This is a genomic window from Rhizobium sp. AN6A, assembly GCF_900215635.1.
GTDB classification, from domain to species: Bacteria; Pseudomonadota; Alphaproteobacteria; order Rhizobiales; family Rhizobiaceae; genus Agrobacterium; species Agrobacterium tumefaciens.
The window spans coordinates 125,218-149,036 of record NZ_OCNC01000002.1; the positions used below are offsets into that span (position 1 = coordinate 125,218).

Sequence of the window (23,819 nt, forward strand, 5' to 3'; positions counted from 1 at the left end):
AGGAACAAGAGAAAGTGTACATCATGAAGATCCAAGCCCAAGGTATTGTCCCCGTCATGCTTACCCCGTTCACGCCGGATAATCGGATCGATTGGGGGGGTCTGGAGCGACTTGTGGAATGGTATATCTCGAATGGCGCTGACACCCTCTTTGCCGTCTGCCAGTCGAGCGAGATGCAGAAGCTGTCGCTGGAAGAGCGTGTCGAACTTTCGAAAAAAGTGGTCTCTCTGGCTGCCGGACGTGTACCGGTGATCTCATCGGGACACATCAGCGACAGCTCCGATGATCAGCGCGCAGAACTGGTTGCAATGGCGGACACAGGGATAGATGCGCTTGTCTTGGTCAGCAACAGGCTCGACACAAAAAATGAAGGAACAGAAGCATTTCGCTCAAGCATCGACGCGATATTGAGCTGGCTCCCGAGCGACCTGGCCCTTGGTCTATACGAATGCCCGGCTCCCTATCGCCGTCTCTTGAGCGATGACGAATTCAAGCTATGCCGCGACACCGGCCGCTTCGTAACGCTAAAGGATGTTTCATGCGACCTCGAAACCGTAAAGCGACGCGTGGCACTATCTGGCGATTCCGGCTTTGCGATTGTTAACGCCAATGCGGCCATCGCCGCCGCTGCTATACGGGCCGGTTCGAAGGGCTTCTCTGGCGTCTTCACCAACATCCACCCCGACCTCTACGCTTGGCTTTACAAGCATGCTTCGGAAGACAGCGATCTGCGCCACGAACTTGAGAACTTTCTGGCGCTCGCAGCGATGGCTGAACCTATGGGCTATCCTGGCCTTGCCAAGGTTTGGCACAAGCGCCTCGGCACGTTTGACAGCATCCATTCTCGTGTAACGGATTATGACATCGCCGAGCGGCACTGGGCAGTCATGGATCTTCTGGACCACATCCAGCAGGGGACGGAAAGGTTTCGCGAGCGGATCAAGCAGGCGTCCTAAGGGATGTGGTCGGCGCATTTTTCTCTGAGCAGCATATGTCGCCGAACACGCCTTCGTTAAAAGCGCTGGTCGTCAGACGATAGGATGCCTTCATCGTCCAGATACGCCGTCGGAATAACCGAGAGAGAGACATGACTTCTATTCTAGCTACTCCCGAAATAAGTACATTGGCTCAGCAACTATACAACCTCCGTCATGACGGAAGCCAGGTACCAACAGGCAAGCTGCTGTCAACGCCCGTAGCGCTTGAAGATGCGATCGACGTACAGAGCCAGTTGTCGAAGCTGGAAGGAGCAGACCTCCACGCCTGGAAAGTAGCAAAATCGCCTGGCGGCGACCCCGTCGCCGCTCCGCTACACCCCTATCTGAATGATGGTCCCACTGCGACCCTTTCTTGGCGGAGAGGTATGAAAATCGAGGTAGAAATTGCCGTTCAGCTTTGCCAGGATCTGCCTGTTCGCACGGCTAAGTCTTATGAACGGGCCGAGATCGAGACAGCCATTTCAAACGCCTACCTTGGCGCTGAGTTGGTTTGGAGCGGTATCTCGGAAGGCGGCACCATTTCCTTCCCAGCCTTTCTGGCAGATCGCCTAGGAAACATGGGGTATGTGCGAGGGCCAGCTCTGCCCTTAGTTGTGCTTCAGGTCGGTTCGACCATACCTCTCAAGGTTAGGCTCAACGGCCAAGTCACTTTTGACGCTGCTGGACAACATCCGACGAGAGATCCGCTCACTTGGCTCCGCGATTACGCGAACAATCAATCGAGGTCTGCAACGGCGCTCAGAGCAGGCTCGATCATCACGACGGGGAGCCTCTGTGGTGCAATCGAGGTTCCGGGGCCGGGCGACGTATCGGTTCAACTAGGCAACGACGCTGCGATGCACTTCGCATTGGCGTAGGCCCATCCAACACGCCCAAAGGAATCCGACATGATGCAGCCGAACGCTCCTTATACCGTCAACACCTATCCCTACACGGACCGTTACACCGCTTTGGAATGCTTGGAACATCTTGCTGATGTGGGATTTTCCAGCTTCGAGATGATGCTGATCCCGGGCCATTTCTGGCCGAGTACCTCCACAGCAGCCGAGCGCAAGGCAGTCGGAAGACTTCTGGAAGCACGAAAAATACGCATCGAAACCCTTAACCAGCCAAATCTCGACCTCAATCTTGCAGCTGTTACGCCCGAATGCCGCGACTATTCTTGCGGTGTTGTTGCCTCTGCACTTGAACTGGCGGCTGACTGGGGCGCATTCGGCGTCGTCGTCAACCCAGGAAAGTCAAATCCGGTTTTCCCGACGAGTATCGACAAGCTTACCGACGGTTTCCGGTACTCTCTCGATATCTTAGTGCGACGTGCAGCTGAACTGCAGGTCAAGCTGATCGTTAAAAACCATCCATTGTCGTGGCTATACAAGGGAGCCGACCTGTTAGCCTTTTTTGATCGTTACGGGTGGGCGAACATCGGGTTGGGCTATGACGTTGCAAATGCGGCCTTTGGACGCGACCCTGCGGTGGACGCGATTTCTCTAATCAAAGAGCACCTCTCAGCAATCTACCTGGCGGATACGCCGCTGAGCGATTTTCGTCATGATCCAGTCGGAGGAGGCGAAGTAAAGTTCGAAGCCGTTGCCGAGGCTCTAAAGCGCATAGGCTATAACGGACCCTCAATTTTTGAAGTTGTTTCATCTGAACCTGACAGCGCGCTTCTGGAAAGCGCAGACTATCTCAACAAACTTCGCTGGCCCCGATGATCGGAACATCTCTTCCGGAACCGGCACCGGCTGACAGTCGCGGGGAGTCCGCGACGAGAATTTACGTATTTCGGAAAAATAAATGTCGCGTTCGGCGCGGCTAGGAGGCACCGATGATCATCAATACTTTCTCATACCTGTGGAAGTCCACTGCAATTGAGGCAATGTCAGAACTTGCCCAGCATGGCTTCAAGGTCTTTGAAGTTCCTGTGAGCTCCCCACACTGCTGGCCGGACGAGATGTCGGCAAGTTCGCGCTTGGATGCGAGAAAACAACTGCAGGATTACGGGGCAAGTGTCCGGTCGCTAAATGCTGGTGGCTACGATATCAACCTCGCCAGCCCGGCTGCCAATATGAGGCGCAAAAGCACAGACCATATTAAGGATGTCCTTCAACTTGCAGTCGATTGGGGTGTTGCCGACGTTGTGATCTCTCCAGGGACGCGGCGTCCAATGATCTCTCCGACAATTCCACAGGCCCTTGGCTGGTTCTCTGAAAGTCTTGACGTGCTTCTGCCGGTAGCAAAGCAAGCGGGCGTGCGGTTGCTTATGGAGAATACCCCATACTGCTTCAGGCCTACGATCGGAGAGTTGGTCGATCTCGTGGACGATATCGGAGATGAGAGTCTGAGCATTGTCTACGACGTCGCGAACGCCGCTTACATAGGAGAGGATCCAGTTGCCAGTCTTCTGTCGCATCATTCACGCATTGGTCTCGTGCATATTTCTGACACGGGTACAGACGTGTGGGGACATGATCCTATAGGCACGGGCATTGTCGATTTTGAAGGTTTAGGGCAGGCCGTGGCCTCAGTGTTCAGTGTTGATGACGTTGTTCTTGAAATCATTCGTGAAGAACAACCCCTTCAGGAAATCAACGATGGAGTTGAGGAACTGAAGAAACGAGGCTGGAGCATCTCCGCGTGACACTTGCTCCATCCTTCGTGTGCCCTGTTATCATCATCACCGACGAGGCTACGCTCCCGCTTGCCCCGATCCTGGATAACATCCATCGAAACCAGACTCCGCAGCAGCGCGGAATTTGGATCCCGTCGACTTCGATCTAGCAGGAGTTAGTCCCATGAGAGTGTTGGTCAGCGGAGGAAGTCGCGGAATTGGCGCGGCGGTTTGTATCCGAATTGCTGAAGCAGCGGCATCGAGAGGAGAGCGTGCTCAGATTGCGGTATGCGGTCATGGGTTGTCTCGACAACAAGAGGACGTTGCCCAAGCCGTGCGCGCGACAGGCGGACAAGCAATCCTGCTGTCGGGAGACTTGGGTGACCCCGAGGTGCCAGCGACGCTGGTCCAGGCTGCAGTGGCAGCATTCGGAGGTCTCGACGGCCTTGTGGCCAATTCTGGGATAACGAGCCCCGGGAGCCTATCCGAATTGTCAGTTGCTGATTGGGATCACATGCTTGCCGTTAACCTTCGGGGTCCTTGGTTGCTTGCGAAAAGCTGCTATCCGCATCTAAAGGAGAAGCGTGGTGCCGTATGTTTCGTCTCCTCGATGTCAGGCCAGCATCCTCACGCTGGATCCGGCGCTTACAGTCCCGCCAAGGCAGGGTTGACCATGTTGGCGCAGACTCTGGCACTGGAGTGGGCACCGGATGGCATACGGGTGAATGTTGTATCGCCAGGCATGACGCGCACCCCCATGACAGAAAAGATGTATGCCGATCCAACGTTGAAGAAAGCGAGAGAAGACCTCATCCCGCTCTCTAGGATTGGCGAGCCCGAGGATATTGCCAACGCCATCGAGTTTTTAATCGGGCCGAATGCGGGATATGTGACTGGCCAGGATCTCTGCGTGGATGGAGGCTTCTCCAAGTCTATCCTCAGCCATATTCCAGGAAGGCCCACTTCACAGAGCTAGCCTACGTTCGGCCTAGTCTCAAATGTAAGTGTAAAGCCGGCTGCATGGAAGAACCATTTTCCCGCTAAAGCATATGCATGACACCAAAGCGGCTGTTGCCCCACTCGTACAGGAGTGTGAAAAGCCCGCACCTACTTCAATCGAAAATTTCAGAACGTAATTGCATTTTAGAAATGAATTCCATATTCTTTGAATTATCAACCGGAGAGGACGCTATGAGAGTATTAGTCAGTGGGGGAAGTCGGGGAATTGGGGCGGCGGTATGTATTCGGATCGCTGAAGCCGCAGCATCAAGGGGCGAACGTGCGCAAATTGCCGTATGCGGTCGCGATCAATCCGAACCGCAAGAGGAAGTGGCGCGTGCGATACGCTCAATAGGAGGGGATGCTATTTCGTTATCTGGCGACCTGAGCATTGCCGACGTGCCTTCAAGGCTGGTCGACGCTGCGGTGTCCGAATTTGGTGGCCTGGATGCTCTTGTTGCGAACGCCGGAGTGGCAAGTCCCGGAAAAATTTGTGATCTATCGGTGGCCGATTGGGACGACATGTTCGCGGTCAACACACGGGGAGCCTGGCTTCTGGCCAAGCATTGCTATCCACACTTGAAGCAGAGCCGAGGCGCAGCATGCTTCACCTCTTCAATGTCAGGGCAAGTTCCCCATGCGGGATCGGGTGCATATAGTCCAGCCAAAGCGGCGCTAACTATGCTTGCGAAAACTCTCGCTCTGGAATGGGCACCAGACGGAATTCGTTCGAACGTCGTGTCTCCAGGAATGACGCACACTCCTATGACTGAGAAAATGTATATCGATCCAGCGATCAAGCAGGCAAGAGAGGCTCTTATCCCACTCGCCAGGATCGGCGACCCGAGAGACATCGCTAATGCAATCGAGTTCTTGATAAGCCCGCTTGCAAGTTACATCACAGGTCAAGACATCTGCGTCGACGGGGGCTTCTCAAAATCCATCTTAAGCCATATTCCCGGGCGCCCTAGCTCAAATTCGTAGGCAGCGAAGTCGAAACTGCACGCTTTCATTCATTCAGCCGGGCAGCATGTGTGTGGTGCGCTCAGCATGGACGACGACTTCGATGTCGGTAATGGTGATGGTGATGGCGATGTTCTCGTGCTTCATACCCATCGCGGTCAGAAGTTACACGAAGCGATTTGAGCGTGGATCGAGCTCGTCAGGCACGTGCCAAAGGCTTGGTGTTTTGGTTCATCAGAATCCAACCCGCTTTTCCGTTTCGCGTTATCCCACCGGATTCTGCAGTAGTGCATTGTCGGATGCTAATTTTATCCGGAGTAAGTGGAACGCGGCGGAAGTGCAAAATGGATCAAATGCACGAAAACTAACAGCAGCGCTATTCGACTTAGATTGTCTCGTGACGTAACTGAATCAGTGGACGAGCCCCTTTCTTGGTGACATCAGCGCTGTCGAAGCTTGCCTGGGCTGCGGTGACCTCCGGCAGTTTCACCAGCGTCCATCTGTGCAGTTCTTGAAGAGGCTCGAGCAATGTCTGGCCGAGTGGCGTCAGCTGATATTGAACGGCCACCGGGGAGAGCGAAATGACCTCTCTTGCGACAAGACCGTTGCGCTCAAGGCGGCGAAGGCACTGAGTGAGGGCCTTTTGCGTGACGCCTTGCAAGCTGCGGCGGATCGCATTGAACCGCTGGGGCCCCTCGTTGAGTACCGCAATGACCATCATCGACCACTTGTCGGCAATCTGGTCGAACAGGGCTCGGCTCGGGCATTCGGAAGAGAAACAGAGGGGTTGAAGTTGGAGCATAGCAGTTTCCTTCAAGATACCTAGGCGACTTCAAGTGCCTGATTGACGCTAGGTTTCCATCATATACCTAGAGATCCGTTCACACAACGGAGTACTCCAAATGCCTAGTCTCGACACAAGCAGCCTGTTTCGATCCATTACCATCCGGTCGCTGGAACTCAAAAATCGTATTGTCATGGCACCAATGACCCGCCTGTTCGCGCCCGAAGGTGTGCCGGGATCGGCAAGTGCGGACTACTATCGCCGCCGTGCAGAAGGCCGTGCAGGACTAATACTGTCTGAAGGCACGGTCGTCGACCGCCCTGCATCCCGCAATGATGCCGGGATTCCCTTCTTTCATGGTGACGAAGCGCTGCGCGGTTGGAAGAATGTGATTGACGCAGTCCACGGCGCTGGAGGTCGGATGGGTCCACAGATCTGGCATACGGGTGCAACGCGCTACATCAACAACTGGGAGCCTGACGTCCCGGTAGAAAGCCCGTCTGGCCTCAACGCGCCTGGGGAGGCACGCGGCGTCACGATGACTGAGGAAGATATTGCCGATACCGTTGCAGCCTTCGCCAAGGCCGCGGGCGATGCCAAGCGGCTTGGGTTTGATACTGTCGAAATCCACGGCGCGCACGGCTACCTGATTGATCAGTTCTTCTGGGCTGGCACAAACCTCCGGACGGACAGATATGGTGGTCTGACGATCAAAGAGCGCTCGCGATTTGCCGCTGAAATCGTCGGCGCCGTACGAGAAGCCGTAGGACCAGATTTCCCGATCATCATGCGCGTCAGCCAATGGAAGCAGCAGGATTTGACAGCGCGTCTCGCAGAAACACCAAAAGAGATGGAAAGCTGGTTGGTGCCGTTAGTGGAGGCTGGGGTAGACGTGCTTCACGTATCCGAGCGTCGCTTCTGGGAGCCAGGCTTTCCCGAGATTGACGGCGAGAACGGTCTCAACAACGCAGGTTGGGCCAAAAAATTGACGGGCGCTGCGACGATTGCTGTCGGTTCCGTAGGCCTCGACAACGATGTGACTGCGAGCGCTTTTGTTGGCAAGAAATCAGCCAAGGCCAGCCTCGATCGTTTGGTCGACCGCATGGAACGCGATGAGTTCGATCTGATTGCTGTCGGGCGTGTGCTGCTCACGGATCCAGATTGGGTCGCAAAAGTCGAGGACGGCGATTTTGTTGCACTGAAGGGATTTGACCCCGCGTCCCTATCAGAGTTGGCCTGACCGTTGGAGTGACGGATGCAAGTTATTCTCATTCCGTCACTCATTCTCGCTCAGGCGATGCTGCCGCAACAGCGGTAGCGCCATCGAAAAGCATTATTTCGCTCACCGCAGGTATCAATGCACGGTATCGCTGGATGTCATTTCTAACGTGGAAAGACTTTCGGATTGTGGAAGAGTTCGCCTGATTGATAATTGACACAGCCTAGTCGAAAAGGCTTTCCCATTGGCTCATCAGGACAGCCCTCAAGTGGCTAGGGGGCGGCTCGCCGGTTCAGCGTTTGGCCATGCCTTGAACGGCAACGGACGGTGGCCGATGTCAGCTTTCTGGCCGAGATGAGCGAGAGTTCGTTTGTCCTAGGAGATCTGCTGTCGTTGAGACGGGTGACAGGCATATAGCTCAATTGCGCGAACGCATCGGGCGGGCCCTAGGTGGATTAGGCGTGGGCTTCTTCGGGACATTTGATAGGCTGCATCACGGTTTCCAACCTCACCCGGATTGTCGCCAATAGGTTGCGGACCATCGCCCCGCGCGGATTATCTCTTGCCAGCTGGAACGATGTAACAATGCATGTGCTTCTTTAGAGTGATACGGTGATAGCCGTCTTGGACCTCGTACCCCCCGGTGATCGATGACAATATTTACCGTCCGACACGTCACGTCCTATCGTTATAAACGGCTGGTTGAGTTCGGAGAGCACAGACTTTTGTTCAGACCGAGAGACAGTTTCGATCAGACGCTGCTGAGCTCCCACCTCCTCATCGACCCGGAACCGGACTATCTTCGTTGGATCCATGATGTGTTCGGAAACTGCGTCGCAGTGATCGGCTTTGCTCAAGCCTCACGTGAGCTCCGCTTCGAAACCGTCATTCGCCTTGACCATACACCCTATGTCGCAATTGATCTGCAAATCGATCAGGAAGCTTTGAATTACCCCTTTTCATATGATCCAGACGAAGCGCTGGATCTGGAACGAACCATCCAGCGCCATTACGCTGATCCACATGATCAGGTCGGTAAATGGGCGCGCCAATTCGTGCGAATCGGGCAACCCACTGAAACCGGGCACCTGCTGATGACGTTGTGCTACGCCATCCATGAAAGTTTCATCTATGCCCGACGACAAGAGCATGGAACGCAAGCGCCGACCGAGACGCTGCAGCTTCGCAAGGGAACCTGCCGCGACTTCGCGCTACTTATGATGGAGGCCGCTCGATCACTTGGGTTCGCGGCCAGGTTCGTCACCGGCTATATCTACGTTCCAGACCGAGACGGATCCACCACCCTCGGCGGCGGTTCCACCCATGCGTGGTGCCAGATCTATTTGCCGGGCGCCGGTTGGGCTGAGTTCGACCCAACCAACGGTATCGTGGGCAACCGTGATCTTATCCGTGTTGGGGTGGCGCGGGATCCGAAGCAGGCAGTTCCTTTGTGGGGAAGTTACGACGGAACAGCCGCTGACTACGAGGGCATGTCAGTCCAGGTCAACGTCACAACGGATGATCGCATCGAAACTGTGCTCAACTGATCGGAACGCATTGCCTGTCCCGGCGTTTGCCGCCCAAGCTAGTCTCACGGCAATTCGCCGGCGCAAAGGAATTTTATGATGAAGATACGTGCCGGCTTTCATCTCGGATACGAATGCGAGCAACCAACTCCGATGTTGCTTGTTCTCAATATTCATCCGTCCCGCCGCATGGATCTTTTGACAGAGCAGACCTTGAGTTTCGACCGACCGATCGAGGCATGGGGATATATCGACGGCTTTGGCAATGCCTGCAGTAGAATTGTCGCGCCAGCAGGGCTAACAACGATTTCGACCGAGTTTGAAATTTATGATGGCGGTCTGCCGGATCCCATTCCGCAAAACGCTTTTCAGCATGAGATCAAGGATCTGCCCGACGACGTGCTCGTTTACTTACTCGGCAGTCGCTATTGCGATACCGATCATATGGCTGACTTCGCCTGGAAACAGTTTTCCTCTACGCCGCTTGGCTGGCCACGGGTAAAGGCAATTCTCGACTTCGCGCACAACCACATCAAGTTTGATTATAAAAAGGCGGATCCGCTTCGGACAGCGTTTGGTGGATACACAGACCGCGTGGGCGTATGCCGTGACTTCGCACACCTCGCCATAACGCTCTGCCGCTGCATGAACATACCAGCCCGTTACTGCACCGGCTATCTTGGCGATATCGGCGTGCCAAAGGACCCAAATCCGATGGATTTCAGTGCCTGGTTTGAAGTTTATCTGGGAGGACATTGGCATACAGTCGATGCTCGGCATAACATGCCGCGCATTGGCCGAATTCTGATGGCGACCGGTCGTGACGCAACCGACGTGGCACTTACCACCGCGTTCGGATTAGCGAAATTGTCCCGTTTCGAAGTTATAACCGAGGACGCTCTCTAAAAGAGCTAACATAATATCAGATCCTGGTTGACCGATATGGACGGCGCACTGGTGCATGAAAACAAGGCGATTCCAGGCGCAGTAGAACTTATCCAGCACTGGCGGGCGAGCGATACACCTTTTCTGGTCTTGACCAATAATTCAATCTACACACCTCGCGACCTCAGTGCGCGGCTACATAATAGTGGATTGGACGTGCCGGAGGAACGCATCTGGACGTCAGCGCTGGGAACGGCTGCTTTCTAAAAGATCAGACCCCTGCGGGAAAAGCATTTGTCATTAGAGAGGCCTGGCTGACCACCGCCATCCATGAGGCGGGCTTCATCATGACCGACATCGATCCTGATTATGTCGTGCTTAGAGAAACCCGTTCCTACTCGTTCGAGGCAATCACGAAAGCCATTCGTTTAATTAATGCGGGTGCGCGGTTTATTGCAACCAACCCGGATGCGACGAGACCCAGTGCCAAAAGGCGCGCTTCCTGCAACGGGCGCCGTCGCCGCATTGATCACGCGTGCGACGAACCGCGAACCTTGTATAGCGGGTAAGCCAAATCCTATGATGTTCCGTTCCGCACTAAACAAACTCGGTGTTCATTCGGAAGGGACCGGCATGATCGGCGATCGCATGGATACGGACATCGTTGCCGGTATCGCGGCCGGATTGCACACAGTGCTAGTACTCGCCGAGGGAGCAGAGATTACACGCTATCCGTTCCGGGCGAAGCTGGTGATTGATTCGGTTGCGGATCCCCTCGATCACGTCTCGTAGCAGGCGCGTGCACATATAGTAAGCAATCGTCGGACAAAAGTGCCCGTTTGGAAGAAGAACCCGAACTCTCGCGGTTTCTGGAGATCTAACGCTCTTGAGTGGAATCGAACAGCGGTTCACCGGATAATGACTTTGGTCGAGTTCATTGGATTGACAGGCGCGCGTCAAAGCTTGAAGCGAGCATTGGCCATCTGGCCCTGATTGATTGAACCATGTGATGAAGGTCTCCATCTCAGAGGCAACCCGGCGAGACGGGGGAGCCTCGAAGTGGATGGTGGGCTTGTCCAATCGACCTGGCACGATCTGCACGGCGTCTTCATGCGTGCGGTAAGCACCAACCGTTTCAATATATTGGTTTCCCGCCATCAGCATTGAATGCCAGTGGGACAGTCCTTCTTCGGGTGATCGGCGGCGGGGCACCCATAGTGCAAACTTTCCTGCGAAGGTCGGCATCATGACGACGATTTCGAAGAGCCTTGCAAACGAGATTTCGCGAGTGCTTTGGGAGTTCGTTGAGAGTCGTGGCGCCACGCCGATTTAATGCCCAATGCTCAGACTCCCTTGGACCGGCGATTTGTATGACGCCTCATTCTCAGCCCACAAAGACAGATCCCGATCATCGCAGGTCACGTACACATTGGCGAGGGCCAAGATAATTTCTAGCCTACAGCCCCTACTTCGCAGAGCCATAGTAGGGGTGCCCCGCTGTACCAGTGCATCAGATGACTGCGTGGGCCTAACTCTCAAACCCGCCCGAGCTTTTGATGTCAATCGGCAAATACACAATCAACCTTAGATCGTTGGAGCCCTCGATGGTCAATGCAGCGTGTCTGTACGTTTGGGGACCGTAGGCTGGGTGACGGATCGTTTTCAATCCCTCTCCGATCGCCATCACATCCTGCCGCTCCCACATCAGCCGAAATTCCAGGCTTTGTGAGAGAAGATCCGTCACCACTGCTTCAAATGAAGGATCGTCCTTTGCTCGAGCGTAATCGAGGCGGAACTTTGCGACCGTACGATGTGCGTCGCCTTCCCAATCGAGCATGATCTGCCGCATATCCGGTGATGTGAACACGAGCCGGAGGAGATTCCGTTCCGGTAGGTCCAAACGGGCAAAGTCGGAAAACAACTCCCCAGCTGGAGCATTCCAAGTCAGGACGTCCCAACAACTGTTTTTAATATAGGCGGGATTGGGGAGCGATGTCAGAAGCGTCAGGACGGTTTCAGGAATGTCTTGCTGCATCCGGTTGACTACCGGGGGAAGTCGGTAGTGTGCCAGCATGAAGAGATGGCTGCGCTCCGTGGGTGACAGCCGGAAGGCGCGCGAGAGCCTTTCTAAGAAATCCGACGAGACGTTGATGTCCCTCCCCTGTTCGAACCATGTGTACCAGGTGATGCCCACGCCTGCGAGGTGCGCGACCTCTTCGCGACGCAATCCGGGCGTGCGTCTGCGCGACGAAGCCGGCAGGCCCCACATCCGCAGGCATGCTTCTCGAACGAAGGATTCGAACGAACACTGCCAGCGCCGCACGATGTTCAGCACGATCGAGTTTCCCCATTGGTCACCTTTGGTAATAGGATAAAATGTAATCTGGACCTGTTATTTCGAAACCTTATCCTGCCCAAATCGATAAGAAAAGGAGCCGGTATGGGCAGGATTGCAGACAAGGTTGTGGTGATCACCGGAGCAAGCAGTGGCATCGGCGCTGCGACCGCACGTCACTTGGCGGAGAAGGGGGCACGGGTCGTTTTGGCAGCCAGAAGAACGGTACATTTGGATTCGCTGGTGCACGATATCACCATCAATGGCGGGCAGGTGATCAGCTTCGTAGCCGACGTTACTCTCCGCGGCGATGTGGTAAGCCTCGTCGAACACGCCATCGCCTATTACGGGCAAGTCGATGTTTTCGTAAACAATGCGGGTATAGGCCCCATATCTCCGCTGGACGACCTGCGTGTCGACGAATGGGAGCAGATGGTTGATGTGAATATCAAGGGTCTTCTGTTCGGCATCGCCGCCTCACTTCCGGTTTTTCGTGCGCAGCGCTTTGGGCATTTCATCGCCGTCGCTTCAACGGCGGGCATGAAAACTGTCCCAACGCAAACTGTGTATTCCGGAACGAAGTTTGCCGTACGGGCGATTTGCGAAGGTCTGCGGCAGGAAGCTGGCCCTGACTTGCGTGTGACGGTCGTTTCGCCAGGTGCAATCAAAACACCGTTTGTTGAAGGTATAGCCAACGCGGAGGTCAGAGCACGATATATCGGTCTGCGAGACGACATCGCAATCGAGCCCTCAGCCATCGCCCGCGCTATCGCATTCGCGATCGAGCAACCCAGTAACGTCGACGTCGGCGAAATCGTTGTCCGACCGACTGCTCAAGCCTAGCGAAGAGGCTCCTCCTGTACGGACGGCTGAAACGCCTGTCTTTTTCAGTTCTTGACGTTTCCGCGGCGAGCAAACACAACTAACCGGAAATTACACATTAGAAGTGCGGGAACATGAAAACGATAGGCTTCATCGGAGGCATGAGCTGGGAGAGCTCGGCAGAATATTATCGCATCGCAAACGAGCAGGTGCGACAGCGGCGGGGGGGGTGTGCATTCCGCCAAAAGTCTCATGTGGTCCATGGATTTCGGTGAAATCGAAAAGCTGCAGCACGACGGAGACTGGATCGCTCTGGAGCGCGAAATGGTATCTGCGGCGCAAAACCTCGAGCGGGGTGGCGCAGATTTTCTGGTGATTTGTACCAATACCATGCACAAACTCGCTGTCGGTGTTGAACGTGCCGTCAGCATCCCGCTTTTACATATCGCAGACCCCACGGCGGAAAAAATCCGCCATGCCGGACTAACGCGCGTCGGCCTCCTCGGGACGGCATTCACGATGGAGCAGGAATTCTACAAGGGACGCCTGAACGATAAATTCGGGCTGGACGTCCTCATCCCCGATGCAGATGACCGTGCCGCGGTACACAAGGTAATCTACACGGAGCTCGTCGCAGGGGTTATCAATGACGATTCCCGGACAATTTACAGGGAGGTTATGGCGCGCTTGGTGGAACGGGGAGCCGAGGCCATCATTCTTGGCTGCACCGAAATCATGCTCCTGGTCGGCCCGGGCGACAGTTCTGTCCCTTTGTTTGACACCACCGAACTCCACGCCCTCGCCGCTGTCGATATGGCACTGGCTTAGCATGTCAGACGGTAGCATCGCCTTAACTTGGCAGAATTCGCAGCGAGAGTTTGTGTGCCGAGTTTCAGGCGGCGATGAAGGTGGAAGAGATTTGTGACCTGGCTTTGGGTTGAGACGAAGCGGTGCCATTGCCACGCTGTCTTGAAGCGCATTATCCGTCTCTCTCGCCGCCGTAGAGAAAGATGAGAATTCTCAGCCCGGTTGTTCGATCCCTTATGCGAGCGATGCTCAACGCCCGGCATCAACTCGGCCTTTGCGGCGGAGTACGAGCGCAGCTTGTCGGTCACCACGATCCGCGGGGTAACACCCTGGCCTTTGAGCAGCTTCGCATCCGCCGAAGAGCTGCACGCTTGTTCCTGCGGCTTTGCAGCAGAGCATCGAGAACGTATCTGGCGCCTGGGTATTGCGATGACCGCCTATGCGCCGCTTGCGCAAGGCCGGGCGGCAAAGGATCCCGTTCTCGCCAGGATCGGTGAAAAGCACAGCGCCACCGCCGCCCAGATCGCCATAGCCTGGCTTCTGGATCAGGAAAACGTCATCGCTATTCCCAAAGCCGCTCGCCAGCGAGCCAATCTCGATGCGCTCAACATTGACGTCGACGACGAGGACCGCGCGGCTATCGCCGCTCTGCCGAAGGATCTACGCTACGTCGATCCGCCTTTTGCTCCAGACTGGGAGGCTCCAACGCTCTGAAATTGCGGGCGCGGAGCCGTCATCGAGCATGGGCTTCCGTGGGCATCGACTACAATGCCCAAGACATCATCGCCTTGACAGGATGCGAACCACCGACCTAGTCCGCCCCGGAGGCAGACACTTTGCCGTTGAAAATTCATTCTTGACAGATCATTCCAGAATTCCTATTTGGCTTGCATGGCAAGGATAAAAGAGTTCGACAGCGAGAAGGCACTGGATGCAGCAATCGCTGTATTTCGAGAGCACGGCTTCGAAGGCACGTCTACCGAGATGCTGGTACAGGCGATGAAAATCGGCAGACAGAGCCTTTATGACACCTTCGGGGACAAGTGGGCGCTGTATCGCCTCGCGGTGGAACGTTACGCATCGGAAGAAACCGACGCGCATATCGCGATGCTGCGCAGCAAGCCGCGAGCAGTTGACGGTATTGCAGCAATGATCGATCGGGTCGTCGGAACGGCGAACCAGGCTTGCCTCGGCGTCAATTCAATCTGCGAATTTGGCCAGAGTCGGCCAGACCTCGCAGAGGTCCATCGCGCCGCCGATCATCGATTAAGACGCGCAGCAAGCGAACGGGTCAGGCTGGCGCAGGAGACCGGCGACGTGGATAGCTCATTGGCGGCAGATGCCGTCATTGATTTCCTCTTCGCCAGTATCACCGGAATTCGTGTCGCTGCGCGGGGGGGAGCCGGCCGTGACCAACTCGCATCGCTCGGGCAGTTGGCCCTCCGCGCGATCGTGTAGCGGCAAAAAATTTTATCCAATTCTGGAACAATCAGTCAAGAAAGGACTGCAAATGAAAGCTGTTGTCATGAACAGCATCGGGGATACCGATGTCATCGAGGTCGTGAACCATCCTGAGCCAGTCGCAACGCCTGGACATGTCCTCGTCGAAATCGCTGTGGCGGGCGTGAACTTCATGGACATTGGTGTTCGCCAGGGCATGGCTTGGACGGAAACCGCAAACCCGAAAATACTTGGTGTCGAAGGTGCAGGACGCGTGCTTGCTCTTGGTGAAGGCGTGACCGAGTTTGCAATTGGGGATCGCGTCGCCTGGGTCTACGCTCCGGGAAGCTATGCCGAACGTATATCGATCCCGGCGGCGACGCTGGTGAATATCCCCGATTATATCGACGACCAAACAGCGGCATCGCTCATGATGCAGGGATTGACCGCCAGCCATTTCGCGACCGATTTCTATCCCGTGCGCGTCGGGGATACAGCACTTGTCCATGCAGCGGCTGGCGGTGTCGGCCTGTTGCTGACACAGATCATCAAGTTAAGAGGCGGGCGCGTTATTGGTCGCGTTTCATCCCGCGACAAGGTCGAAATTGCCAAGCAGGCAGGGGCCGAGGCCGTTGTCGTGGACACGGAGGGACACTTCGCTGACGAAGTGCTGCGCCTGACTGAGGGCAAAGGCGTGGATGTGGTCTATGACGGCTCCGGCCCAAAGACCTTCAAGGGTTCGCTCGACGCTCTTCGCCGGTCAGGTACGTTCTGCTGGTATGGCCCAGTGCTCGGAGGGCCCGGATCTCTGGATATCATGAGCCTGCCGAAAAGCATCAAGATCGGCTACGCGGTCTTTTCAGACCACATCCAAACTCCCGAACTCCTTCGCGCTCGTACCCAGCAGCTTTTCGATTGGATCCTAGACGGGTCGCTCAAGGTCAACATCGGCGGGAGCTATCCCCTGGCAGACGCGGCAAGGGCGCATGCTGACATGGCAAGCCGCCGCACGACCGGCAAGCTGCTGCTGAATGCCTGTCCGACAGTCGGATGAAGCCAATTACCGTCGCTTGTTCGATCGCGGACGGGTCTTCTTTCAAACTGCCACGACACCCAAGTCCCACTGACCGGAGATACGAAATCGTGACGACGATCAACAATGCCAGCCCCCTGTCGCAGATGCTCAACAATGAGTTTGCGAAATTCGACAAGGACGGAGACGGAAAACTCAATTCTGATGAATTCAAGACATTCAACGAGATCCTGAAACCCGGCATCGCCCTTGATGAACAGGGTAAACCAACCGTCGATTACAGCGAACGCATGGACCACGACGGCGATGGAATGGTCAGCCAGGATGAGATGAACACGACGGGCCTGCTGATGCCGGCGGCCCTTTGCGATCCGACCTTGAAATCAATGCTCGAATACCTTCTTCTCAGCGCCGATCCCTCGGCTCTGGAGGCTGCGGCGCTACTCAAGGACAACGCCGACGAGTCCTGATGGTAAATGGGAGCGACCATTTTCGCAGTCGCTCCCTTTCCGATTTCCGGTCTATCTACCTTCGAAGACCAACGGCTGTGGCGAGCGCCGCCATAGGGGATGGTTCCGGCGAAAACACGTCATAGATGCAAGGCGCTGCAAAGACGGCAAGCGCCAGCATGTCAACGATCAGGCGTTTCATCGTACGCTCCATGGACTTCTCAGACTGCTCAGGCAAGCTTCAGCTCGACCGCGATATTGCCACGCGTGGCCTTCGAATAGGGACACGTCTGGTGGGCTTCGTCGATCAGCCCGCGCGCAACATCGGCATCAAGGCCCGGCAGGCTGATGTTCAAGCACGCCTGCAGGTGATAGGCGTCTCCGGTCATGCCGAGATCAACTTCCGCGTCGATGGCGGTCTCGGCCGGCAACCGGATCTTGCGCTTGGCTGCAGCCAGGCCCAAAGCCCCGATGAAGCAGGCGGACCAGCCGGCAGCAAAGAGCTGCTCGGGATTGGTGCCGGGCTTGCCGCTGCCGGGAGGCGAAAGCTTGACGTCAAGTTGCGCATCGTCGCTGCGCGCCGCGCCGTCGCGACCGCCCGTGGTATGGGTCTTGCCGGTATAGAGGATCTTCTCGATCTTCGTCATGGAACACTCCTTCGTTCTGTCGCATAGAGCGACGTTTTTGACGGGAGTGTTTTGCGGCCTCGATGTATCCGGCATGTTTTCGGAAAGGTCGGAATTGTATCAGAGCGTAGGCGCTGCTGGCCAAGCTGCCTTTTCATACAAAAGCCCACGAAACCGCCCATTCCTCAAGGCAGCGATATCTCCGCGGCAAGTCCCCCGCCCGGGCGATTGTAGATTCGCACTGCACCGTTGACCGAGACGGCAAGCTGCTGGGCGATGGCCAGTCCAAGCCCTGTGCCCCCTGTGTCACGATTGCGCGAAGTCTCGAGCCGGTAGAACGGCTGCATGGCGGCCTCCAGCTTGTCGTCCGGAATACCTGGCCCACGATCGGTCACCGTAATGATGGTAGTTCCCTCACCCGTCCGTTCGACGCTGATCTCGGCAGCCCCTGCAAACTTGAGGGCGTTGTCGATGAAGTTGGTGAGGATACGCCGCAACGCATGCGGTTTCGTCACGGCAGTGCCGTCGACGATGCCTGCAACCGTGACCGCCTTGCCGGTGTCCTGATAATCGTAGGCGATGCTGTCGATGAAGGAAGCAAGATCGATACGGGACGTGTTTTCGCCATTGCCGTGCGAACTCCGCGCATAGGCGATACCGTCCTGCACCAACCGCCCGATCTCGCGCAGATCGCTGATCAGCTTGTCCTTTTCGGGGCTATCATCCGCCATGTCGGCGCGTAGCCGCATGCGCGTGATCGGCGTCTGCAGGTCATGCGAGATCGCAGCGAGGATTTGCACCCGTTCTTCCAGGTAATGGGCGATACGGTCGCGCATGGCGTTGAAGGCGCGCGCCGCATTGGCGACCTCGCTCGGTCCACCTTCGTTCAATGGGGAACCTTTCTTGCTGGGATCGAGCGCATCGGCGGCGGCGGCGAGATCGCCAAGCGGGCGAACCGCCTGACGCACGGCAAACCAGGTGCAGAAGATGAGCAGAACCATCTGTGCGGCAAAGACATAAGGCAGCCATTCGGCCAAGGGCATCACTCCGCGCGGCGTCACGTCGATGGTGAGCGGTGAGCCGTCCGAAAGCGTCAGATGCCCCTGAAGCCGCTTTCCGTCACCTGGAATGGCTTCGACGCGGAGCGGGAACTTGTAGCCTGCCGCCTCCTCGATCCGGTCTGCGATCTCGGAACCACGGCCAGACAAATCCGGCGCACCGGGAAGTCCCGGCCCCAGAACAAGGCGGTAGTAGCTGCCACGGCTCAGGCGGTCCAGCCATTCGGCTCGCTCGTTGGCGGGAAGCCGGTCGAGAACTGCGATCGACGTTGCCAGATCGTTTTCCAATGTCCCGAGCATGACCGCCTTGGCCGACATGTAGCGCTCTGCAAAAAGAATGCTGAAAGACAGGCCATAGGCAACCGCCAATCCAGCAAACAGGATGACAAAAAGGCGCGAGCGTAGCGTGCTTGGCCACCAGCCGGAATTGAACTTGCCGCCCTCACTCATGTCCTGGGCACCGAAATCTCGACCGGCACGGAGAACACATAGCCTTCGGCCCGCACCGTCTTGATGTAGGTCGGCTCGCGTGCATCGTCGCCGAGCCGCTGGCGCAGACGGCTCACCAGAAGGTCGATCGAGCGGTCGAAGAGCTCGGCATCGCGGCCCTGCGTGAGATTCAGGATCTGGTCACGGTTGAGCACGCGTTGCGGATGATCGATGAAAACCCGCAGCAGTCGGTATTCAGCACCACTCAACGCAATCTCCGTCCCGTCCCTGTCGAGAAGATGCCGACCAACGGTGTCGAGCCGCCAGGCGCCGAACGTCAGGAGCTGGCCTATCTCGCTGATTTGAAGGTTGGGCGGCAGCATTCGGGTGCGCCGCAGCACCGCTTTGATGCGGGCGAGAAGCTCTCGTGCCGCGAAGGGCTTAGGCAGATAGTCGTCTGCGCCCATTTCAAGCCCGATGATACGGTCCATCTCGTCGTCACGTGCCGTCAGCATGATGACCGGTGTCGCCTTGTGCTTGCCGGCGCGAAGCTCGCGGCACAGCACCAGCCCATCATCGCCTGGCATCATAACGTCGAGCACGATCAGATCGACCGTGCCGCTCTCAAGAAAATTGCGCATCTGCCTGCCGTCGGCGGCAACCGTGGTCCGAAGCCCGTTCTTCTTCAGATAGCTCGATACCAGCTCGCGAATTTCACGGTCGTCATCGATGATCAGGATGTGGTCGACATGCTCCATCTTCGGTCTTTCAAACATCAAACTCGGCCGTACTTCAGGCGACATTAGTTCCGTGTCGGCTGCCGCGAGTAAAGCGGTTTCTAGCGGCAGCCTGACGGTTCAGAATTTCGCGACATCAAGGATGGCCTGGGCGAACGCCTGCGGCGCTTCCTGCGGCAAATTATGCCCGATACCACCCGTTACATCTCGATGCTCGTATTTTCCGGAGAACCTCTTCGCATAGGAGGATGGCTGCGGATGCGGCGCGGCGTTTTCATCGCCTTCCATGGTGATCGTCGGAACAGTAATGATCGGCCCCATTGCCAGCTGTTTCTCGTAGGCATCGTATTTCGCTTCGCCTTCGGCGAGACCGAGCCGCCAGCGATAATTATGGATTGTGATGTCCACGTGGTCCGGATTATCGAATGCGGCAGCCGAACGATCGAACGTCGCGTCGTCGAACTTCCACGTTGGCGAGGCCGTCTGCCAGATCAGCTTTGCAAACTCGTGCGTGTTGGCGGCATAGCCGAGCCGGCCGCGCTCGGTGGCGAAATAGAACTGGTACCACCAGGAGAGCTCTGCCTTCGGGGCTAACGGCTTTTTGTTGATTTCCTGGCTGCCGATCAGATAGCCGCTGACGGAAACCATCGCCTTGCAGCGCTCGGGCCAGAGAGCCGCCATGATGTTGACGGTGCGCGCACCCCAATCATATCCGCCGAGAATCGCCTTTTCGACGCCGAGTGCATCCATCAAGGCGATCATGTCAGCGGCCAGTGCCGCCTGCTGGCCGTTTCGCGGCGTCTCGTTCGACAGGAAGCGCGTCGTGCCATAGCCACGCAGGTAGGGAATTACGACGCGGTAGCCTGCATCGGCCAGAATCGTTGCAACATCGACATAGCTGTAGATGTCGTAGGGCCATCCGTGAACGAGCAGGACGACGGGGCCATCCGACGGACCGGCTTCTGCGTATCCGATATCCAGCATGCCTGCCTTGATCTGCTTTAGCGCCGCGAACGATGTATGCCCTGCCGCCTTGACCGCTGTTGAGGATACTGCAGGTGACTGGGCATTGGCGATCCCGGTCACGCCGAATTCGGCAGCAGCAATGGTCATGGCGGCGATGCCGAAGAAGCGGCGGCGCTGGTGATTGAATTCAGGGGACATCGTTCTCTCCATCTCGATTGATCGTGATGGGAAGAAAGCCGGCTGCATGTATCCCCCATGTGTCCCGCATCGCCCGAAATTGAATGCGGATGTAGCATCCGGCCGCATTGATACGTTCTGATACAATCAGGCCCGCATCCACGCACGGGCGGCAAACGATTTGTGTCGCTGTGTCGTGGACCCAGCAGGTTCCTACACTGCGGTACACTTCTTATGGAAGCCGGACACATCCCGGATACGTCGCTCCGACCAGATTGGCCGCGTTGCTGGTCGTGCCCCATCGCCGTCCAGAACCCGACCAACCGGTTTCAAGGAAACGACGATGACACTTCTCATCATTGCCTATCTCGGAGGGGCGCTGACCATCCTCAGCCCGTGTATCCTTCCCATTCTGCCCTTCGTCTTTGCCCGCGCGGGACAGCCTTTCATCCGAAGCACGCTGCCCATGCTGATCGGCATGAGTGTCACTTTCGCATTGGTCGCAACGCTTGCAGCGGTCGGCGGAAGCTGGGCGATCCGTGCCAACGAATGCGGCCGCCTCGCGGGGATCCTGCTTCTTGCGGTGTTTGGGGTCAGCCTTTTGTCGCCGCGCGTTGCAAGCGTCATCACCCAGCCGGTCGTTGACTTCGGCAATAGGCTGCTGAACGCGTCGGGCAAACCCGGGTCCTTGTCGACTTTAACAAGCTCCTTCATACTCGGCGTGGCGACCGGGCTGCTCTGGGCTCCCTGCGCCGGGCCGATCCTTGGCCTTCTGCTGACGGGTGCGGCATTGAACGGCGCCAATCTTCAGACAACTTTTCTGCTCGTCGCCTATGCCGCAGGTGCCGCGACATCACTTGCCATTGCTCTTCTTGTCGGGGGTAAGATATTTGCCGGCATGAAGCGGTCGCTCGGCGTCAGCGAGCGTATTCGCCAGGTGCTGGGTGCTGCAGTTCTGGCCGGCGTTGCGGTGATTGCGCTTGGCCTGGACACTGGTGTCCTGGCGCGGCTTTCCTGTGCCAGCACGGCCGCCTTCGAACAGACCGTGCTTGACCAACTGCACGACAAGACCGAAATCGAGACCTCATCCGAGGTTGCCAGCAACGGCACAACGTCGGCTGCCATTGATACAACACAGCCGTTCCGCAGCAATTTGCCAATCGAAGGCCGTGTATCGTCTTTGAATGGCGCCGTCGAATGGCTGAACTCGCCGCCGCTGACTACGGAAGACCTTCGCGGCAAGGTCGTCCTCATCGATTTCTGGACCTATTCCTGCATCAACTGCATTCGAACCGTCCCCTATGTCCGCGCCTGGGCTGAAAAGTACAAGGACCAAGGCCTGATTGTCATCGGCGTGCATGCCCCGGAATTTGCGTTCGAGAAGAAGATAGACAATGTCAAAAAGGCCGTCGAAGATTTCAAGATCGGCTATCCGGTTGCGATCGACAACGACTACAAGATCTGGCGCGCCTTCGAAAACAGCTATTGGCCGGCACACTACCTGATCGATGCCAAAGGCCAGATCCGCTACCATCATTTCGGCGAAGGCAACTACCGCCAGACCGAGCAGGCAGTCCAGGACCTTTTGCGCGAAGCCGGCAGCGAGGTGGGTTCAACTGCGCCAGTGACGCCGGACGCCAAAGGTGCCGAGGCAAGCCCCGACCTCAAGAACGTCCGTTCCGGCGAAACCTATCTCGGCTACAAACGCGCCGCCAGCTTCGTCTCTCCCGAAAACCTCCGCGCCGACGCCGCCAATGCGTATTCCATCAACGAACCGGGCCTGAACGAATGGGGCCTCTCCGGAACATGGACAGTCGGCGCTGAGCAAGCCTTGCTGGACCAGCCGGATGGCAGCATCGTCTACCGCTTCAGCGCCCGCGACCTGCATCTGGTTCTTGGACCTAGCGCCGCCGGCAAACCTATTCGCTTCCAGGTGACGATCGACGGCAAGGCTCCCGGACCCAACCATGGCGCCGATACCGATGCTGACGGCTACGGCACGGTGACCTCAACAAAACTCTACCAGCTCGTCCGCCAGTCCGGCGACGTGGAGGAACGCACTTTCGAAATCCGTTTCCTCGATCCCGGCGTCGAAGCCTACGCCTTCACCTTCGGCTGAAACCTCATCTCCCTTACCCAACACCCACAAACGACAGGAGTCAAACCCATGAACCGTCACTACATCTCGACCCTCGCTCTCGCGTTCGCCACGAGCGTGATTGCCTTCGCCGCACAGGCCGCCGAAGTCAAAAATATCGTCATCGTCCATGGCGCACTTGCCGATGGTTCGGGCTGGCGCAAAGCATCGGATATCCTCGTGCAACGCGGCTTCAATGTCACGATAGTACAAGAGCCGATCACGTCGCTTGCCGATGATATCGCAGCCACCAATCGCGTGCTCGACCTGCAGGACGGCCCGACGCTTCTCGTCGGTCACAGCTACGGCGGCATGGTGATCACCGAAGCTGGCCACAGCCCTGTTGTCGCAGGCCTCGTCTACGTCGCGGCTTTCCAGCCGGACAAGGGGGAAAGCCTGCTCAGTCTTGCTAGCTCCAAGCCGGCTGGCGGCATGAATATCCGCGAAACGAAGGACGGGAAATATCTCTATCTCGACCCCGCCGCCTTCGCGAACGACTTCGCCGCGGACCTGCCGAAAGACAACGCGGCGTTTCTGGCAAGGTCGCAGGTCTTCGCCTCGAAGGAAGCTTTTTCCGCCAAGATCTGGGATCCAGCCTGGAAGACAAAGCGGAGCTGGTCAATTGTTGCTTCCGAAGACCGCTCCATCAATCCTGAACTGGAACGCGAAATGGCGAAGCGAGCCGGCAGCGTGGTGACCGAGATCAAGGCAAGCCACGCTGTGTTCGCGTCGCAAGCCGAGAAGGTTGCCGACGTCATCGAGACAGCGGCGCGGCAAGTTGGTGCAAAGAGCAAGTAGGTCCATCTCCTAGGGCCGCACCC

General features: G+C 56.9%; 25 protein-coding genes and 3 pseudogenes. 20 read left to right on the forward strand and 8 right to left on the reverse strand.

Annotated features, from left to right (window positions below; genetic code table 11):
- Nucleotides 1-23 precede the first annotated feature (23 nt).
- The 6 genes from CRO62_RS01945 (at nucleotide 24) to CRO62_RS01970 (ending at nucleotide 5,589) form a co-directional block, all read left to right on the forward strand.
- Entirely contained in the window at nucleotides 24-956 is a 933-nt protein-coding gene (locus CRO62_RS01945) for a dihydrodipicolinate synthase family protein (RefSeq protein ID WP_097099271.1), read from the forward strand.
- Nucleotides 957-1,087: 131 nt separating this feature from the next.
- Nucleotides 1,088-1,855, forward strand: coding sequence for a 2-keto-4-pentenoate hydratase (locus CRO62_RS01950; protein ID WP_097098973.1), 768 nt, complete (start codon nucleotides 1,088-1,090; stop codon nucleotides 1,853-1,855).
- A gap of 30 nt (nucleotides 1,856-1,885) precedes the next feature.
- Entirely contained in the window at nucleotides 1,886-2,710 is an 825-nt protein-coding gene (locus CRO62_RS01955; RefSeq protein ID WP_097098974.1) for a sugar phosphate isomerase/epimerase family protein, read from the forward strand.
- Nucleotides 2,711-2,823: 113 nt separating this feature from the next.
- Entirely contained in the window at nucleotides 2,824-3,636 is an 813-nt protein-coding gene (locus CRO62_RS01960) for a sugar phosphate isomerase/epimerase family protein (protein WP_097098975.1), read from the forward strand.
- A 154-nt stretch (nucleotides 3,637-3,790) separates the two neighbouring features.
- The gene (locus CRO62_RS01965; protein WP_097098976.1) at nucleotides 3,791-4,582 is read left to right on the forward strand and encodes an SDR family NAD(P)-dependent oxidoreductase; all 792 of its coding nucleotides are present in this window, start codon (nucleotides 3,791-3,793) and stop codon (nucleotides 4,580-4,582) included.
- A 215-nt stretch (nucleotides 4,583-4,797) separates the two neighbouring features.
- The gene (locus CRO62_RS01970; RefSeq protein ID WP_097098977.1) at nucleotides 4,798-5,589 is read left to right on the forward strand and encodes an SDR family NAD(P)-dependent oxidoreductase; all 792 of its coding nucleotides are present in this window, start codon (nucleotides 4,798-4,800) and stop codon (nucleotides 5,587-5,589) included.
- Between the two features lie 364 nt (nucleotides 5,590-5,953).
- Here the strand turns inward: CRO62_RS01970 and CRO62_RS01975 are convergent, their stop codons facing one another.
- Entirely contained in the window at nucleotides 5,954-6,370 is a 417-nt protein-coding gene (locus CRO62_RS01975) for a winged helix-turn-helix transcriptional regulator (RefSeq protein ID WP_097098978.1), read from the reverse strand.
- A gap of 100 nt (nucleotides 6,371-6,470) precedes the next feature.
- On the opposite strand from CRO62_RS01975, the gene CRO62_RS01980 reads away from it, so the two are divergent.
- The 6 genes from CRO62_RS01980 (at nucleotide 6,471) to CRO62_RS27475 (ending at nucleotide 10,774) form a co-directional block, all read left to right on the forward strand.
- The gene (locus CRO62_RS01980; protein WP_097098979.1) at nucleotides 6,471-7,592 is read left to right on the forward strand and encodes an NADH:flavin oxidoreductase; all 1,122 of its coding nucleotides are present in this window, start codon (nucleotides 6,471-6,473) and stop codon (nucleotides 7,590-7,592) included.
- Between the two features lie 629 nt (nucleotides 7,593-8,221).
- Nucleotides 8,222-9,118 carry a transglutaminase family protein gene (locus CRO62_RS01985; protein WP_097098980.1) on the forward strand — a complete coding sequence of 299 codons (897 nt, stop codon included), beginning with the start codon at nucleotides 8,222-8,224 and terminating at the stop codon, nucleotides 9,116-9,118.
- A 78-nt stretch (nucleotides 9,119-9,196) separates the two neighbouring features.
- Nucleotides 9,197-10,003: a transglutaminase-like domain-containing protein gene (locus CRO62_RS01990; protein WP_097099272.1), complete on the forward strand. Its 807-nt coding sequence runs from the start codon at nucleotides 9,197-9,199 to the stop codon at nucleotides 10,001-10,003.
- A gap of 36 nt (nucleotides 10,004-10,039) precedes the next feature.
- The gene (locus tag CRO62_RS27465; protein ID WP_323455434.1) at nucleotides 10,040-10,249 is read left to right on the forward strand and encodes a hypothetical protein; all 210 of its coding nucleotides are present in this window, start codon (nucleotides 10,040-10,042) and stop codon (nucleotides 10,247-10,249) included.
- 80 nt (nucleotides 10,250-10,329) lie between these two features.
- Nucleotides 10,330-10,551: a hypothetical protein gene (locus CRO62_RS27470; RefSeq protein ID WP_323455435.1), complete on the forward strand. Its 222-nt coding sequence runs from the start codon at nucleotides 10,330-10,332 to the stop codon at nucleotides 10,549-10,551.
- Between the two features lie 13 nt (nucleotides 10,552-10,564).
- Nucleotides 10,565-10,774, forward strand: coding sequence for an HAD hydrolase-like protein (locus tag CRO62_RS27475; protein ID WP_236761651.1), 210 nt, complete (start codon nucleotides 10,565-10,567; stop codon nucleotides 10,772-10,774).
- 736 nt (nucleotides 10,775-11,510) lie between these two features.
- On the opposite strand, the gene CRO62_RS02005 is transcribed toward CRO62_RS27475, so the two are convergent.
- A complete protein-coding gene (locus CRO62_RS02005) occupies nucleotides 11,511-12,317 on the reverse strand; it encodes a helix-turn-helix transcriptional regulator (protein ID WP_143539373.1) in 807 nt (268 codons plus the stop codon).
- A 105-nt stretch (nucleotides 12,318-12,422) separates the two neighbouring features.
- Between CRO62_RS02005 and CRO62_RS02010 the strand changes: the two genes are divergently transcribed.
- Nucleotides 12,423-13,160, forward strand: coding sequence for an SDR family oxidoreductase (locus tag CRO62_RS02010; RefSeq protein WP_097098982.1), 738 nt, complete (start codon nucleotides 12,423-12,425; stop codon nucleotides 13,158-13,160).
- A 113-nt stretch (nucleotides 13,161-13,273) separates the two neighbouring features.
- Nucleotides 13,274-13,967: pseudogene (locus CRO62_RS02015) on the forward strand (aspartate/glutamate racemase family protein).
- Here the strand turns inward: CRO62_RS02015 and CRO62_RS02020 are convergent.
- Nucleotides 13,964-14,355: pseudogene (locus CRO62_RS02020) on the reverse strand (DDE-type integrase/transposase/recombinase); the annotation flags it as partial. The pseudogenes CRO62_RS02015 and CRO62_RS02020 sit on opposite strands and share 4 nt — an antisense overlap.
- A gap of 14 nt (nucleotides 14,356-14,369) precedes the next feature.
- Here CRO62_RS02020 and CRO62_RS02025 point away from each other — a divergent pair.
- The 4 genes and pseudogenes from CRO62_RS02025 to CRO62_RS02040 form a co-directional block, all read left to right on the forward strand.
- Nucleotides 14,370-14,660: pseudogene (locus CRO62_RS02025) on the forward strand (aldo/keto reductase); the annotation flags it as partial.
- A gap of 177 nt (nucleotides 14,661-14,837) precedes the next feature.
- Nucleotides 14,838-15,404 (forward strand): TetR/AcrR family transcriptional regulator, encoded by a 567-nt coding sequence (locus tag CRO62_RS02030; protein ID WP_097099273.1) that lies wholly within the window; start codon nucleotides 14,838-14,840, stop codon nucleotides 15,402-15,404.
- Between the two features lie 52 nt (nucleotides 15,405-15,456).
- Nucleotides 15,457-16,440, forward strand: a complete 984-nt coding sequence (locus CRO62_RS02035) for a quinone oxidoreductase family protein (protein WP_097098983.1) — start codon at nucleotides 15,457-15,459, stop codon at nucleotides 16,438-16,440.
- 89 nt (nucleotides 16,441-16,529) lie between these two features.
- A complete protein-coding gene (locus CRO62_RS02040; RefSeq protein ID WP_097098984.1) occupies nucleotides 16,530-16,889 on the forward strand; it encodes an EF-hand domain-containing protein in 360 nt (119 codons plus the stop codon).
- Between the two features lie 55 nt (nucleotides 16,890-16,944).
- On the opposite strand, the gene CRO62_RS27485 is transcribed toward CRO62_RS02040, so the two are convergent.
- From CRO62_RS27485 to CRO62_RS02060, 5 genes are all read right to left on the reverse strand, one after another.
- A complete protein-coding gene (locus tag CRO62_RS27485) occupies nucleotides 16,945-17,070 on the reverse strand; it encodes a hypothetical protein (RefSeq protein ID WP_323455436.1) in 126 nt (41 codons plus the stop codon).
- 28 nt (nucleotides 17,071-17,098) lie between these two features.
- Nucleotides 17,099-17,515, reverse strand: coding sequence for an organic hydroperoxide resistance protein (locus tag CRO62_RS02045; RefSeq protein WP_097098985.1), 417 nt, complete (start codon nucleotides 17,513-17,515; stop codon nucleotides 17,099-17,101).
- Between the two features lie 164 nt (nucleotides 17,516-17,679).
- A complete protein-coding gene (locus CRO62_RS02050) occupies nucleotides 17,680-19,002 on the reverse strand; it encodes a sensor histidine kinase (RefSeq protein ID WP_097098986.1) in 1,323 nt (440 codons plus the stop codon).
- The gene (locus CRO62_RS02055; protein ID WP_097098987.1) at nucleotides 18,999-19,739 is read right to left on the reverse strand and encodes a response regulator; all 741 of its coding nucleotides are present in this window, start codon (nucleotides 19,737-19,739) and stop codon (nucleotides 18,999-19,001) included. The genes CRO62_RS02050 and CRO62_RS02055 overlap by 4 nt, the downstream gene beginning before the upstream one ends.
- 99 nt (nucleotides 19,740-19,838) lie before the next feature.
- Complete coding sequence (locus CRO62_RS02060; RefSeq protein ID WP_097098988.1) at nucleotides 19,839-20,882, reverse strand: alpha/beta fold hydrolase; 1,044 nt, start codon at nucleotides 20,880-20,882, stop codon at nucleotides 19,839-19,841.
- A gap of 322 nt (nucleotides 20,883-21,204) precedes the next feature.
- Here CRO62_RS02060 and CRO62_RS02065 point away from each other — a divergent pair, with 322 nt between their 5' ends.
- Together CRO62_RS02065 and CRO62_RS02070 are read left to right on the forward strand one after the other, a co-directional pair.
- Complete coding sequence (locus CRO62_RS02065; RefSeq protein ID WP_097098989.1) at nucleotides 21,205-22,980, forward strand: cytochrome c biogenesis protein DipZ; 1,776 nt, start codon at nucleotides 21,205-21,207, stop codon at nucleotides 22,978-22,980.
- A gap of 48 nt (nucleotides 22,981-23,028) precedes the next feature.
- Nucleotides 23,029-23,796: an alpha/beta hydrolase gene (locus CRO62_RS02070; protein ID WP_097098990.1), complete on the forward strand. Its 768-nt coding sequence runs from the start codon at nucleotides 23,029-23,031 to the stop codon at nucleotides 23,794-23,796.
- Nucleotides 23,797-23,819 lie beyond the last annotated feature (23 nt).

Excerpts from the sequence above, each read along its gene's own strand:
- CRO62_RS02030 (WP_097099273.1), top strand. The coding sequence starts at position 14,838 with ATGGCAAGGATAAAAGAGTTCGACAGCGAGAAGGCACTGGATGCAGCA.
- CRO62_RS02070 (WP_097098990.1), top strand. The coding sequence starts at position 23,029 with ATGAACCGTCACTACATCTCGACCCTCGCTCTCGCGTTCGCCACGAGC.
- CRO62_RS02010 (WP_097098982.1), top strand. The coding sequence starts at position 12,423 with ATGGGCAGGATTGCAGACAAGGTTGTGGTGATCACCGGAGCAAGCAGT.
- CRO62_RS27485 (WP_323455436.1), bottom strand. The coding sequence starts at position 17,070 with ATGAAACGCCTGATCGTTGACATGCTGGCGCTTGCCGTCTTTGCAGCG.
- CRO62_RS01950 (WP_097098973.1), top strand. The coding sequence starts at position 1,088 with ATGACTTCTATTCTAGCTACTCCCGAAATAAGTACATTGGCTCAGCAA.
- CRO62_RS01985 (WP_097098980.1), top strand. The coding sequence starts at position 8,222 with ATGACAATATTTACCGTCCGACACGTCACGTCCTATCGTTATAAACGG.
- CRO62_RS01945 (WP_097099271.1), top strand. The coding sequence starts at position 24 with ATGAAGATCCAAGCCCAAGGTATTGTCCCCGTCATGCTTACCCCGTTC.
- CRO62_RS02050 (WP_097098986.1), bottom strand. The coding sequence starts at position 19,002 with ATGAGTGAGGGCGGCAAGTTCAATTCCGGCTGGTGGCCAAGCACGCTA.
- CRO62_RS01960 (WP_097098975.1), top strand. The coding sequence starts at position 2,824 with ATGATCATCAATACTTTCTCATACCTGTGGAAGTCCACTGCAATTGAG.
- CRO62_RS27470 (WP_323455435.1), top strand. The coding sequence starts at position 10,330 with ATGACCGACATCGATCCTGATTATGTCGTGCTTAGAGAAACCCGTTCC.
- CRO62_RS01955 (WP_097098974.1), top strand. The coding sequence starts at position 1,886 with ATGATGCAGCCGAACGCTCCTTATACCGTCAACACCTATCCCTACACG.
- CRO62_RS27475 (WP_236761651.1), top strand. The coding sequence starts at position 10,565 with ATGTTCCGTTCCGCACTAAACAAACTCGGTGTTCATTCGGAAGGGACC.
- CRO62_RS01980 (WP_097098979.1), top strand. The coding sequence starts at position 6,471 with ATGCCTAGTCTCGACACAAGCAGCCTGTTTCGATCCATTACCATCCGG.
- CRO62_RS02035 (WP_097098983.1), top strand. The coding sequence starts at position 15,457 with ATGAAAGCTGTTGTCATGAACAGCATCGGGGATACCGATGTCATCGAG.
- CRO62_RS01975 (WP_097098978.1), bottom strand. The coding sequence starts at position 6,370 with ATGCTCCAACTTCAACCCCTCTGTTTCTCTTCCGAATGCCCGAGCCGA.
- CRO62_RS02065 (WP_097098989.1), top strand. The coding sequence starts at position 21,205 with ATGACACTTCTCATCATTGCCTATCTCGGAGGGGCGCTGACCATCCTC.
- CRO62_RS01990 (WP_097099272.1), top strand. The coding sequence starts at position 9,197 with ATGAAGATACGTGCCGGCTTTCATCTCGGATACGAATGCGAGCAACCA.
- CRO62_RS02060 (WP_097098988.1), bottom strand. The coding sequence starts at position 20,882 with ATGTCCCCTGAATTCAATCACCAGCGCCGCCGCTTCTTCGGCATCGCC.
- CRO62_RS02045 (WP_097098985.1), bottom strand. The coding sequence starts at position 17,515 with ATGACGAAGATCGAGAAGATCCTCTATACCGGCAAGACCCATACCACG.
- CRO62_RS27465 (WP_323455434.1), top strand. The coding sequence starts at position 10,040 with ATGGACGGCGCACTGGTGCATGAAAACAAGGCGATTCCAGGCGCAGTA.
- CRO62_RS01970 (WP_097098977.1), top strand. The coding sequence starts at position 4,798 with ATGAGAGTATTAGTCAGTGGGGGAAGTCGGGGAATTGGGGCGGCGGTA.
- CRO62_RS01965 (WP_097098976.1), top strand. The coding sequence starts at position 3,791 with ATGAGAGTGTTGGTCAGCGGAGGAAGTCGCGGAATTGGCGCGGCGGTT.
- CRO62_RS02055 (WP_097098987.1), bottom strand. The coding sequence starts at position 19,739 with ATGGAGCATGTCGACCACATCCTGATCATCGATGACGACCGTGAAATT.